Source organism: Streptomyces sp. HM190, assembly GCF_009857135.1.
GTDB lineage: Bacteria > Actinomycetota > Actinomycetes > Streptomycetales > Streptomycetaceae > Streptomyces > Streptomyces heilongjiangensis.
The window spans coordinates 114,325-126,942 of sequence record NZ_CP047318.1 but is presented as its reverse complement, the minus strand read 5'-3'; the positions used below and the strand labels follow the sequence as shown (position 1 = coordinate 126,942).

The following is a 12,618-nucleotide window of genomic DNA, read 5'->3' as shown; positions in this document are numbered from 1 at the left end:
TCCGGGCATTCTTGACCGGCCGTACCCCCACTGCTTTGATCGAAGGCATGAAGCGACAGGACCTCACGCGGCGACGCCACGTCGACCTCGCGCGTGTCTCCAGCTCCTGCTGTCGCTGTCGGGTCTGAGCGCACCCGAGGGAAACCCTCGAACCTGCGCCGACACGCCCTTCCTGGATATTCCACTGCCGGTCTTTTCGTGGTGATTTCTGCCGTCCCGGGAACGTCGTCGCCGCACGCCTGAATCCCGATCACTGAACACGTTTCCCTGTCACCGCACGCGCCTTTTCGCATGCGCATTCCCGCCAGGAGTTCCCCATGCCCGCAACCCCCGGACCCGACCCCGTCCGCTTCGCCTACTGGGTACCCAACGTCAGCGGCGGCCTGGTCACCAGCACCATCGAGCAGCGCACCGACTGGAGCTACGACTACAACCGCGAACTGGCCGTGCTGGCCGAGAACAACGGCTTCGACTACGCCCTCAGCCAGGTCCGCTACATGGCCAGCTACGGCGCCGAGTACCAGCACGAGTCGACCAGCTTCAGCCTCGCCCTGCTGCTCGCCACCGAGCGGCTGAAGGTCATCGCCGCCGTCCACCCCGGCCTGTGGCACCCGGGCGTCCTCGCCAAGCTCGGCGCCACCGCCGACCACCTGTCGAACGGCCGCTTCGCCGTCAACGTCGTCAGCGGCTGGTTCAAGGGCGAGTTCACGGCCCTCGGCGAGCCCTGGCTGGAGCACGACGAGCGCTACCGCCGCGCGGAGGAGTTCATCACCGCCCTGCGCCAGATCTGGACCGAGGATCACACCGAACTCGCCGGTGACTTCTACCGGTTGCGCGACTTCTCCCTCAAGCCCAAGCCGCTGAACACCCCCGAGCGTCCGCACCCGGAGATTTTCCAGGGCGGCAACTCCACCGCCGCCCGAACCATGGCGGGCCGCGTCTCCGACTGGTACTTCAGCAACGGCAAGGACTTCGACGGCGTCACCGAGCAGATCGAAGACGTCCGCGCCTCCGCCGCCCAAGCCGGACGCACAGCACCGAAGTTCGGCCTCAACGGCTTCCTCATCGCCCGCGACACCGAGGCCGAGGCCCGCGACACACTCCGCGAGATCGTCGCCAAGGCCGACACACCGGCCGTCCACGGCTTCCGCGACGCCGTCCAGCAGGCCGGGCAGTCCACCGCAGACGGCAAGGGCATGTGGCAGGACTCCAGCTTCGAAGACCTCGTCCAGTACAACGACGGCTTCCGCACGGGCCTGATCGGCACGCCCGAGCAGATCGCCGAGCGGATCGTCGCCTACAAGCGGCTCGGCGTCGACCTCTTCCTCCTCGGCTTCCTGCACTACCACGAGGAGGTCGAGTACTTCGGCAAGCGGGTGCTGCCCCTCGTACGCGAACTGGAGGCCCGGCAGTTCGAGTCGGTGCCCGTCGCCGCCCGCGCCTGACCGCACGCCCCGAACCCTCCCCCACCCGAGACCGAAAGGGTCCCACCATGAGCACCGCCGCACCGGCCGACTGGAAGACCGCCCCCGACCCGACCGACGCCGCCGGCTGGATCGCCCGCGCCGCCGAGGTCGCAGCCGTCCTCGCCTCCGACGCCGCCGCCCGGGACAAGGCCGCCGCCACCCCGTACGCGGAGGTCCGGCTGCTGAAGGAGTCCGGCCTGGTCACCCTCCTCGGCCCCGTCGAGCACGGCGGCGCGGGCCAGGACTGGACCACCGCCTACCGCGTCGTCCGCGAGGTCGCCAAGGCCGACGGCTCCATCGGCCAGCTGCTCGGCTACCACTACCTGTGGAACTGGGCTGCCCGCCTGGTCGGCACCCGCGAACAGTGGGAGCACGTCGAGGCCGAGGCCGCCCGCAACCAGTGGTTCTTCGGCGGCGCGGTCAACCCGCGCGACGAGGACGTGGTGGTGAAGGACGAGGGCGACACGCTCACCTTCACCGGCCGCAAGACCTTCTCCACCGGCAGCAAGGTCTCCGACGTCACCGTGCTGGAAGGCGTCCTGGAGGGCACCGACGACCACGTCTTCGCCATCGTCCCCTCCGACAGCGAGGGCCTGACCTTCCACGACGACTGGGACAACATCGGCCAGCGCCTCACCGAGAGCGGCGGCGTCACCCTCGACGCCGTACGCGTCCCCTGGACCGCCGCCGCCGGATACGTGGACAAGCAGTTCCGGCCCCGCGTGTACAACACCCTCAACGTGCCGACCATCCAGCTCGTCTTCGTCAACTTCTACCTCGGCATCGCCGCCGGAGCGCTGAAGACCGCCGCCACCTACACCCGGACCAAGTCACGGCCCTGGCTGCACGGCGGCCACGAGCACGCCGTCGACGAGCCCTACGTCATCGACATCTACGGCGACCTCACCGCCCAGCTGTGGGCCGTCGAGGCCCTGGCCGACGCCGTGGCCGACGAGGGCCAGAAGCTGCACGACGACCCGGACGCGGTCACCGCACAGGCCCGGGGCGAGTTCGAGGTGCGGGTGGCCGCGGTGAAGGCCCGCGCCACCGACGTCGCCCTGGAGATCACCCACCGCATCTTCGAGGTGACCGGAGCCCGCGCCACCGCCTCCGCCGAAGGCCTCGACCGCTTCTGGCGCAACATCCGCACCCACACGCTCCACGACCCCGTCGCCTACAAGCGCCGTGAGGTCGGCCGCCACGTCCTCACCGGTGAACTGCCGCAGCCCACCTGGTACTCCTGAAAGGTCCCTCCCATGGCCACCATCCTCTCCGTCTCCGGCAGTCCCTCTCCCACCTCCCGCACCGCCCGGCTGCTGCGCCACCTCGACGACCGGCTCGCGGCCCAGGGCCACGAGGTGATCCCGTTCGACGTCCGCACGCTGCCGGCCGAGGCCCTGCTGCACGCCGACTTCGCTCACCCGGCGATCGTCGAGGCCAGCGCCCTGGTCAAGCACGCGGACGGCGTCGTCATCGGCACCCCGGTCTACAAGGCCGCCTACTCCGGCCTGCTGAAGTCGCTGCTCGACCTCCTCCCGCAGTACGCCCTGGCGGGCAAGACCGTACTGCCCCTGGCCACCGGCGGTTCCACCGCCCACGTCCTGGCCATCGACTACGCCCTGCGGCCGGTCCTCGCCTCCATGGGACCCGCGCACATCACACCGGGGTGGTTCACGCTCGACAAGGACATCACGGTCGGCGACGACGGCTCGCTGATCGTCGCGCCCGCCTCGGCCGAGGCGCTGGCCCAGGTCACGGACCAGTTCTCGCTCGCGCTGGGCGGCCGTACGACGCTGCTGGCGGCCACCGGATGAGCGCCCTGGCCGTGATCGGCGGCGACGGGGAGGCCCTCGCCGTCGCCGCCGAGCTGGCCGCGGACTTCCGCAAGGGCGCCGCGGAGCGGGACGCGCTCCGCCGGCTGCCGCACGCGGAGCTGGGGCGGCTGTCCGCCTCCGGACTGCTCGGGGTGACGGTGCCGGCCGAGTTCGGCGGCGCGGACGTCCGCGTGGAGACGCTCGCCGAGATCTTCCGGCTGCTGGCCGCCGCCGACGCCAGCCTCGCCCAGATCCCGCAGAGCCACTTCGTGTACGTGGGTGTGCTGCGCCGGCAGGGGACCCACGAGCAGCAGCGGTTCCTCTTCGGCGAGGTGCTGCGAGGCAAGCGTTTCGGCAACGCCCAGTCCGAGGCGGGAACCAAGCACGTGCAGGACATCCGCACCCGGCTCGCTCGCCGCCCGGACGGGTCGTACGTCCTCGACGGCGTCAAGCACTACTCCACCGGCGCCCTCTTCGCCGACTGGGTCCCGGTCCTCGCCCGCGCCGACGACGACAACCTGCACGTGGCCTTCGTGCCGCGGGAGGCACCCGGCCTCACGGTCGTGGACGACTGGGACGGCATGGGGCAGCGCACCACCGCCAGCGGAACCGTCCGCCTGGAGTCGGTGCCGGTGCCCGCCGACCGTGTGGTGCCGCACCACCTCACCTTCCGGGGACCGCAGCTCCACGGTGCGGTGGCGCAGTTGCTGCACGCCGCCATCGACGCCGGGATCGCCTCCGGAGCGCTGGCCGAGGCCGTGGACTTCGTGCGCACGAAGAGCCGTCCCTGGTTCGAGAGCGTCGACGAAGGACACCCGACCGCCGCCGACGACCCGCTGCTGATCCAACGGCTGGGGGAACTGGCCATCCGGGTGCGGGCCGCCGACGCGTTGCTCGCCACCGCAGCCAGAACCGTGGACGCCGCCCGCACCGAGCTGACGGACGACTCCGCGGCGGAAGCCTCGATAGCGGTGGCTGCGGCCAAGGTGACGGCGGCGGAGGTGGCCGTGGAGGTCGGCAGCGCCCTGTTCGAGGTCTCCGGCACCCGCTCGGCGCTCGACTCCGCCGGCCTGCACCGCCATTGGCGTGACGCGCGCACCCACACCCTGCACGACCCGGCCCGCTGGAAGGTCCAGCACATAGGCCGTTACCTGCTCAACGGCACACGGCCGCCCCGGCACGGCCTGCTCTGACGAACCAATCCCCCATCGGAGGCCCACGTGTCCCTCACCTTCCACTGGTTCCTGCCCACCAATGGCGACAGCCGCCACGTCGTCGGCGGCGGCCACGGCACCCCGGTCACCACGACCGGCGGTGACCGGTCGCCGACGGTCGCCTATCTGAGCCAGATCGCCCGTGCGGCCGAGGAGTTGGGCTTCGTGGGCGCGCTCACACCCACCGGCGCCTGGTGCGAGGACGCGTGGCTGACCACGGCGATGGTCAGCCAGAACACCGAGCGGCTGAAGTTCCTGGTCGCCTTCCGGCCCGGCTTCGTCTCGCCGACGCTCGCCGCGCAGATGGCGTCCACCTTCCAGCGGCAGACCGGCGGACGGCTGCTGCTCAACGTGGTCACCGGCGGCGAGAGCCACGAGCAGAAGGCTTACGGCGACTTCCTCGACAAGGATGCCCGCTACCGCCGGACCGGCGAATTCCTGGAAATCGTCCGGGGGCTGTGGCAAGGGAAGACCGTCGACCTGACCGGTGAGCACCTCCGGGTCGAGGAGGCGAAGCTGGCCCGGCTGCCCGACCCGGTGCCGGAGGTGTACTTCGGCGGGTCCTCGCCCCTCGCCGGGGAGGTCGCGGCCAAGCACGTCGACGTGTACCTCACCTGGGGCGAGCCGCCGGCCGCGGTCGCCGAGAAGATCGCCCGGATCCGAGGGCTGGCGGCCGAGGAGGGCCGCACCGTGCGCTTCGGGATCCGGCTGCACGTCATCACCCGCGACACCTCCGGGCAGGCGTGGGCGGAGGCGAACCGTCTCCTGGAGGGCTTCGACCCGGAAACCGTGCGGTCGGTCCAGGCCGGGCTCGCCCGCAGCGAGTCCGAGGGGCAGCAGCGGATGCTCGCCCTGCACGGTGGCGGCCGCGACCGTCTGGAGATCCACCCCAACCTGTGGGCCGGCATCGGCCTGGTCCGCGGCGGCGCGGGCACCGCACTGGTCGGCAGCCATGACGAGGTCGCCGAGCGCATCGAGGAGTACCACTCCCTCGGCATCGACGAGTTCGTGCTCTCCGGCTACCCGCACCTGGAGGAGGCGTACTGGTTCGGCGAGGGCGTCCTGCCACGGCTTCAGGCGCGCGGGCTGTGGAGCCATCCGTTCCGCGGCGCGACGGCCGCAAAGCCCGTTGCTCAGATCCCGTTCGCGGACGCCGGGAGCCGGCGATGACCCACGTGATCGCCGACGCGCCGAGGCGGACGCCCTCGCCGCCGAGCCGGCCGCCGAGTTCGCCCGCGAGGCCGCCCTCCGTGACGCGGAACGCATCACCCGCGAAAAGGGCGCTCCGGATGATGTCCGGCTGAGCAGTCTGGGCTTGCCAGTGGCGGGCGGGCGGCCGGGCGCAGCCGTCCGACGACGATGCCTGATGCGATGCCGACGGTACGGGCGAATGTCCTGAAGGCGGCTGGTCAGGAAGCGGCAGGCGTCGCGCGGCCGAGCGGCGCCAGGCTTCCGTGCAGGGCGGCGTGCAGGGCGGCGTGCAGGGCGACTGCGAGTCACGGGCCCGGCCCTCGACCCCCTCACCTCAAGCCTGTTGTTCACAGCGGCTTGCCCCGGACGCACCTGGGGGTCTTGCGCGAGAACCATCGTTCCCGTAGGTTATACCCGTCGACGAGAACGCTCGTTCTCACGGCAGCGCACCCACGCCAACGGAACTCACACCCCACCAGCGGCGATACCGACAGACCCAGAGGAAGCGACATGAGTCATGAACCGCGGCCCCCGTTCCCGCCGTTCACCCGGGAGACCGCCATCCAGAAAGTCCGCCTGGCGGAAGACGGCTGGAACTCCCGCAACCCGGAAAAGGTCGCCCTCGCCTATACGGTGGACTCCTACTGGCGCAATCGCGCGGAGTTCGCCACCGGCTACGACGAGATCGTCGCCTTCCTCACCCGCAAGTGGAACCGGGAGCTGGACTACCGGCTCATCAAGGAACTGTGGGCCTTCGACGGCAACCGCATCGGCGTGCGCTTCGCCTACGAGTACCACGACGACTCGGGCAACTGGTTCCGCGCCTACGGCAACGAGAACTGGGAGTTCGATGACAACGGCCTGATGCACCACCGCTACGCCTGCATCAACGAACTTCCCATCAAGGAATCGGAGCGCAAGTTCCACTGGCCCCTCGGACGCCGCCCCGACGACCACCCCGGCCTGAGCGACCTCGGCCTCTGACCGGCCACCCCCGCGCCGTGGACCCGGACCCGACGCCGGATCCACGGTGCGGCGGTTCGCTCGTGACGCTGTACCTGCGGCAGGGGCCGCCACGCACCTGGAGGGCTTGGGCTCAGGAATCCCTCGCAGGCCCTGCAGACCCTCTCACCTGCGGTAAGCGTGGGGCGCTGCTCCGGATCCTCGGCAGTTCGGCGCACCCCTCCTGTGCCTAGAACGACCGTTCTACAGGTGGTCTCATCTCAATCGATAGAACGATCGTTCTTAGTCTGAAGGCTCACGACACTGTCATAACTGGCCGGACGGATTGCCGGTCGACCGCCGCGAGTGCCGCAGGACCGCCGCCTGGGCCCTGACGCCGTCCTAATCCAGGGCCGAGGGCAGAGAAGCTGCAGAACACGAACCTGTTGATGCGGGCTCGGAAAGCTCAGCTGGGTGATCCCATGACTCTCTCGCACACCGCAATGCGACCCCCGCCGATGGCGCTGCCCCCGTCCGGCGAACAGCCCCGGCCGGCCCCCGTGCCCCCGGCGCTGGCCCATGCCCGTACGGGCATGCACCGGCACGGCATGATCGCCCTCCCCGCTGAGGAGCGCTGGGTACACGCCGCCCGCCACTTCGCCGCATCCCTGCTCGCCCGATGGGACGTCGTCCCGGAGGATCAGGACTCCGTCCTGCTGATCGTCGGCGAGCTTGCGGGAAACGCGGCCCAGCACGGACGGGCCGACATGATCGTGAGCCTCGCGGTCGAAGGCCGCGCCGTGCGTATCGAGGTCGCCGACTCCGGCGCCACGGCGCCCTCGCCCCACCCTCGCTGCACCGGTGCCCCTGATGAGCACGGCCGCGGCGCGGGCATCGTCGAACTCCTGGCGGACTGGACCGGAACACTCGAGGAACGGGATCACCGGCGGGACCGCGCCGGCCTCCGCGTCGCCACCGCACCGGCTGAGCAGCCCCAGGCAGACCTTGCGCTCGCTTGAGTGGGCAGCGGGCAACACGCCCGGCCCCGATCCGGGCAGGCGCACACGGCGACGGCCGGCCCGCGCCCGGGAATCTGCCGTGCAACCTGGTGGCTGTATCGTGGGAGAACGACCGTTTTCGAGATTGGGTGAGCGAAGTGGAAGCCGAGACGACTGAGCAGCGGATCCTTGACGCTGCGGAGGAGCTGTTCTACGGCCGAGGCATTCAGTCGGTGGGAATGGATGCGATCCGCACCGCCTCCGGCGTGCCTCTCAAGCGCCTGTACCAGAACTTCCCTTCCAAGGACACCCTGGTCGAGGCGTACCTGAGGCGGCGGGACGCGAGGTGGCTCCGCGATCTTGCCCAGCACGTGGATACCTACGACTCACCCGAGCAGCGGATTCTGGCGGTCTTCGACTGGCTGTTCCTCTGGTTCAGTGAGCAGGGGTTCCGCGGCTGCGGCTTCATCAACTCCTTCGGGGAGCTGGGGGCGACGTCCCAGAGCGTGGCCGACATCGCGAAGGCCCACAAGGATGCCTTCCGGCGATATCTTGCCGATCTCGTGGCCGCCGCGGACGTGCCCGCGTGGCTGACCGACCAGCTCGTCCTCCTCGCCGAGGGCGCGATGACCACAGCGGCCATCTCCGGGTCTCCAGAGCCCGCCCGTCACGCCAAGGACGCCGCCCGCACCCTGCTGCGGGTCGCTCACGCAGATGTGGTCACCGCTGCCTGAGCACGCCATCGCCTTCACTCACAGCCCCGCTTCCGTTCCCTGCGGGGTGCCGCCAAGTGAGCAGGGCGCACGTGAGGCTGGTCCTGGGTGGGGGCTTTTGGCCCTGCCCGCGCCGGTCGTCCATCGAGCAGGACCCGCAGCTGCCGGCCGGCGCGCGGATGACCATGCGACTGCGGGTCGCGGCCGAACGCCGGATACGCGACGCCGGGTTCCACCGTCGTCCAGGCCGCGGGATCTGCACCTGTCCTGGCCGACCGCACGCATGCCTTGCGCGACCGGGCCCGTGAGGTCGTCGAAGCATCTTTGCCCGAGGTCTACGTGCGGGGCATCGGTGACACCCGCCGGGGCGAGCCGCGCTGGGAACAAGACCTCGACACCGACAGGCGGGCGGGGCACGCGATCGGTGGCACACCGGCTGTCCCGGTACTCCTCTGAGTGCACAACCGAGTACGAAGTAATGTGCACCATTGCTCAGGCCACGTCGGAGTCCCGCTCGATGGCCTGGAGGCGGTTCTTGAGCCGGTAGCTTTTGCCGTTGATCGAGACGACTTCGCAGTGGTGCAGGAGGCGGTCGAGGATCGCGGTGGCCAGAACCTCGTCGCCGAAGACCTGGCCCCATTCACCGAAGGTCTTGTTCGAGGTCAGGATGATCGAGCCCTTCTCGTAACGCCTGGAGATGACCTGGAAGACCAGGTTCGCCTCGGCCCGTTCCAGCGGCTGGTAGCCCACCTCGTCGACCACGAGGACGCTGGGCCGGAGGTAGCTGGTGAGCTTGCTGATCAGCCGGCCCTGGTCTTCGGCGGCTTTGAGGTGGCGGACCATGTCGTCGAGGCTGGTGAAGCAGATCGAGTAGCCGGCCCGGCAGGCCGCGACGGCCAGGGCGACGGCGATGTGCGTCGTGCCGACCCCCCGGCGGCCCGAGCAGAGCGACGTTGGCCTTCTCCTCGACGAAGGACAGGGTGGCCAGGTCCTTGACCTTGCGCGGGTCGAGCTCGGGCTGGAAGGAGAAGTCGTAGTCCTCCAGCGTCTTGTGGTGCGGCAGCTTCGACAGCCGCAGGCCATTGCGGAAACGACGATCGTCGCGGACAGCGAGTTCCTCGGACAGCACCAGGTCGAGCAGGTCGAGGTAGCCCATCTTGGCCTCGTCCGCCCGCTGGATGTACTGGTTCAGGGCCTCGGCCAGGTGCGGCAGGCCGAGCTTGGCGGCGGTGGTGCGGATGCGGGTGCTGGTCAGCTCGCTCAACGGGCTTCCTTGGTGGCGGAGTTGGCAGTGAAGGCGCGGGTGCCGGTCAGCTCGTCGTAGACCGACAGCGGACGGCGGCCGACCTCGACGTTCGCGGCGGCGGCCCGGTTCAGCAGAGCCTGTAGCGGTCCGGCCTGCGGCCCGGCTGCCTGGCCGCGGCGGGACGAGGGCAGGGCGTCGCCGGTGGTGACGCGGCGGCCGACGCCGGTGGGAAGGCCGTCCCAGTGCGTCTCATCCACGATGCGGGCGCCTCGTCCAACGGCCCGTAGGTGGACGGCCAACAAGGTCTGGCCACCTGTGTCGGGGACGGTTGAGTGCAGGCTGACCTGCGACTTCGTGGCCCGGATCTCGACCAGCTGACGGGGGCGGACCTTGCGGGCGGGCACCGAGTAGAGGTTCGCGTCGAAGGCGGCCAGGCAGCCCTTGCCGACGTGCCGCAGATGCCGCTGCGTGACCACCTACGGAGTCGCCGGCAGCGGACGCAGGGCCATATGGTCGCGCACGGCCCGGTGTCCGATGACCTCGCCGTGGGTGCCGTGGACCTTCGCCCGCCGCAGCGGGACCCAGGCGGCGAAGGCGGCGTTCAGCTCCTCGATGGAGGAAAACGCCCGCCCGGCCAGGACGTGGTCGCGGACGATGTTCACCTGCCGCTCGACCCGCCCCTTGCCTTGGGGCCGGTAGGCGGCCAGCACGTCGATGTCGAAGTCGTAGTGCCCGGCGAAGGCGACCGCCTCCGGATGCAGCGGAACCGCTTCGCCGGGGGCGACGTGCCGGCGCACGACCGTCTTCGTCCGGTCGTAGACGATGCTCATCGGAACCCCGCCGAAGTGCGCGAACGCGGCCCGGTGGCAGTCGAAGAACGTGGCCAGGTCCTGGCTGGTGGTGAAGCAGCAGAACGGGTCGCGCGAGTACGACAGCGTCATGTGGAAGGAGTAGACCTTCGGGATACCGACATGGGCCAGGATCTTGCCCTCGTCTCCCCAGTCGACCTGGGCCTGAGCCCCCGGGACGACCTCGAACCGCCGGTGCAGGCCCGCCAGGTCACCCGGGCTGATACCCAGTTCCTCCGCGATCCGGGGCCGTGCCTCCTGCAGATAGAGCTTCACCCGCTGGTAGTTGATCGTTACTCCGTACTCCTGGGCCAGGCGCTCGTGGATCACCCTTCCCTTGAGCAGGATCTCGGACCGGAGCATCGCGTCGATCAGCGGTGCGACCTCGTCGACCACCCGCCGAGGCCGCTGATCTGCTGTTTCTCTCTTCGGTGGCGCGACCGATGCGGGGTCCTTGAGGTACTTGCTGACCGTCCGGCGGTTCAGCCCGGTCTCCTTCGCGATCTCCCGCAGGCTCATCGCACCGGACTCGTACAGCGGACGAAACCGCCTCAACTCCAGCCAGCGACGCGGATCCAAGACCACCGTCTGTCGCCTCCCTGCCACCCCGAACCGACAGCAGCAGACTCACGGCCGACACCCCGTCACCGCATCAAGAATGGTGCACTTTCATCCGTACGAGGTGGTGCACGTTCGCTTGTACGCCGACAACGCCTGGCACCAAGCGCCCGTCCATCAGCGCAAACTGCACTCCCGCAGCCGCTACCGTTACCGGACCGAAGACCTCGCCGTATCCCTGGAAAGCGTCGGCAGGCACATCGCTCAGCTCGAATCGCCGGTGAACTACCGCGCACGGCGCATGCAGTATTCGGACTGGACCCTCAGCCCCGAAGAGTGGGCGAACATGACCGCCTCACTCACAAGTCAAAGGGGTCGTCAGGGACTCCCTGACCTGCTGATTCACGCGTGTGTGTCCAACAACATCTGGGCACGTCTCACTGGCAGCGAGTGGAGACTCGCGCCCAGCATCCTGATCCACTTCCCGTCCATCACCTCCCTCGACATGGAAGGCAAACAGGCGCACGCAGTGCGGCACCGCATCAGGCACAGAACCAGCCCCTACTACCGGAGCCTCGGCGAACTCATCAACCAAGCCGCCGCTACCGAAGGTCAGGCCTGATGTGACCGGCACGGAGCCCTACCCTCTCGCCCACACCAGCACACAGGCCGAACGCGCGCAGCCAGCTGCCCCCGGCTCCCGGCCGGGACGGCGGCTCCGGATGTGTCGGTGCCATGACGTCCGGAGCCGCCCATCACCGGCCGGTGCAGCCCTGCGGTGATTGCCGGGAAGCCCGACGAGGCCGCCGACACCACACCTCGCGGTGTCGTGTCACCCGGCCCAACCAGCAACGGTCACGTCCGTTGACGGGCTGCGGTCGACGTCATGCCCGCATTCTCTACTCGCCGCAGCCGGAGCGTCACCTTCCGGTGGTGGCCCGTGCGACCGCCTCGGCGAGGGCGTCGGCGACATGGTCGGCGTGGGAGAGGTGCGGGGAGTGCCCGGAGGGGACGCGGAGGGTGTGGGCGGCACGCGCTGCCCACTGTTCCTGTACGGCGGGCGGCAATGCCGGATCTTCGGTCGCCACGACGTACGTGAGGGGGACCTTCGTGGGTGCGGCGGCCAGCTTCTCGGTGAAGGCGCGCATGCCCTGCCAGTTGAGGCGTTTGACGGCCTCTGCGGTCAGGGCGGGGTCCACGCCGCTGAAGATGGACTGCTCCGCGTCTGCTGCCTTGACGGCCAGGCCGTCGGGGGAGTGGATCCAGGTGGGCGGGAAGTCGCCGCCCATCCATTCCATCATCGAGGTTCCGGGTTCGAGTGCGAACGCGGCGAGGTAGACGAGTTCGGCGACCCGGTCCGCTTCGGCGGCAGCCCAGGCGGCAGGGACACCGCCGTAGGAGTGGGCGGCCAGTACGACGGGCCCTTCGGCGGCTTGGATCGCGGCGCGGACCACGTCGACGTCCTCGGTCAACCCTCGGGCTGCGGCGCTGTCGGGGTTGCTGCTGGGCAGCTGCACGGCGCGGGAGGTGACGCCGCGGGCGGTGAGCCGCTCGCGCAGCGGTTCGAAGATCCACGGGGTGTGCATCGCCCCGTGGACCAGCACGACGGTCGGGTTCATGGGATACGT

General features: G+C 69.8%; 13 protein-coding genes and 1 pseudogene. 10 read left to right on the top strand and 4 right to left on the bottom strand.

The features are described 5' to 3' along the window. Positions 1 to 47: 47 nt before the first annotated feature. From GSY65_RS34605 to GSY65_RS00415, 9 genes are all read left to right on the top strand, one after another. Positions 48 to 128, top strand: coding sequence for a putative leader peptide (locus GSY65_RS34605; RefSeq protein ID WP_351078001.1), 81 nt, complete (start codon positions 48 to 50; stop codon positions 126 to 128). Between the two features lie 189 nt (positions 129 to 317). Beyond that, entirely contained in the window at positions 318 to 1,445 is a 1,128-nt protein-coding gene (gene sfnG / locus GSY65_RS00450) for a dimethylsulfone monooxygenase SfnG (RefSeq protein ID WP_159765182.1), read from the top strand. A 47-nt stretch (positions 1,446 to 1,492) separates the two neighbouring features. Beyond that, positions 1,493 to 2,710: an acyl-CoA dehydrogenase family protein gene (locus GSY65_RS00445; RefSeq protein ID WP_159765180.1), complete on the top strand. Its 1,218-nt coding sequence runs from the start codon at positions 1,493 to 1,495 to the stop codon at positions 2,708 to 2,710. A 12-nt stretch (positions 2,711 to 2,722) separates the two neighbouring features. Further along, positions 2,723 to 3,280 carry an NADPH-dependent FMN reductase gene (gene ssuE / locus GSY65_RS00440; RefSeq protein ID WP_159765178.1) on the top strand — a complete coding sequence of 186 codons (558 nt, stop codon included), beginning with the start codon at positions 2,723 to 2,725 and terminating at the stop codon, positions 3,278 to 3,280. Beyond that, entirely contained in the window at positions 3,277 to 4,473 is a 1,197-nt protein-coding gene (locus GSY65_RS00435; protein WP_159765176.1) for an SfnB family sulfur acquisition oxidoreductase, read from the top strand. Before ssuE ends, GSY65_RS00435 begins: the two co-directional genes overlap by 4 nt. Before the next feature lie 27 nt (positions 4,474 to 4,500). Beyond that, the gene (locus GSY65_RS00430; protein ID WP_159765174.1) at positions 4,501 to 5,664 is read left to right on the top strand and encodes an LLM class flavin-dependent oxidoreductase; all 1,164 of its coding nucleotides are present in this window, start codon (positions 4,501 to 4,503) and stop codon (positions 5,662 to 5,664) included. Positions 5,665 to 6,195: 531 nt separating this feature from the next. Further along, on the top strand, positions 6,196 to 6,669 hold the full coding sequence (locus GSY65_RS00425; RefSeq protein WP_067271715.1) for a nuclear transport factor 2 family protein: 474 nt from the start codon (positions 6,196 to 6,198) through the stop codon (positions 6,667 to 6,669). A 440-nt stretch (positions 6,670 to 7,109) separates the two neighbouring features. Then, positions 7,110 to 7,646 (top strand): ATP-binding protein, encoded by a 537-nt coding sequence (locus GSY65_RS00420; protein WP_236579638.1) that lies wholly within the window; start codon positions 7,110 to 7,112, stop codon positions 7,644 to 7,646. A gap of 137 nt (positions 7,647 to 7,783) precedes the next feature. After that, on the top strand, positions 7,784 to 8,359 hold the full coding sequence (locus tag GSY65_RS00415) for a TetR/AcrR family transcriptional regulator (protein ID WP_159775471.1): 576 nt from the start codon (positions 7,784 to 7,786) through the stop codon (positions 8,357 to 8,359). Between the two features lie 471 nt (positions 8,360 to 8,830). Here the strand turns inward: GSY65_RS00415 and istB are convergent. The 3 genes and pseudogenes from istB to istA form a co-directional block, all read right to left on the bottom strand. Next, positions 8,831 to 9,602, bottom strand: a pseudogene (gene istB, locus GSY65_RS00410) (IS21-like element helper ATPase IstB). Continuing rightward, entirely contained in the window at positions 9,599 to 10,060 is a 462-nt protein-coding gene (locus GSY65_RS34600) for a Mu transposase domain-containing protein (protein ID WP_443043183.1), read from the bottom strand. Before GSY65_RS34600 ends, istB begins: the two are co-directional and overlap by 4 nt. After that, a complete protein-coding gene (gene istA, locus GSY65_RS00405; RefSeq protein WP_443043182.1) occupies positions 10,061 to 11,017 on the bottom strand; it encodes an IS21 family transposase in 957 nt (318 codons plus the stop codon). Between the two features lie 112 nt (positions 11,018 to 11,129). On the opposite strand from istA, the gene GSY65_RS00400 reads away from it, so the two are divergent. Then, entirely contained in the window at positions 11,130 to 11,612 is a 483-nt protein-coding gene (locus GSY65_RS00400; RefSeq protein ID WP_159765172.1) for a hypothetical protein, read from the top strand. Between the two features lie 298 nt (positions 11,613 to 11,910). Here the strand turns inward: GSY65_RS00400 and GSY65_RS00395 are convergent, their stop codons facing one another. Continuing rightward, positions 11,911 to 12,609, bottom strand: coding sequence for an alpha/beta fold hydrolase (locus tag GSY65_RS00395; protein ID WP_159765170.1), 699 nt, complete (start codon positions 12,607 to 12,609; stop codon positions 11,911 to 11,913). Between the last annotated feature and the right edge of the window lie 9 nt (positions 12,610 to 12,618).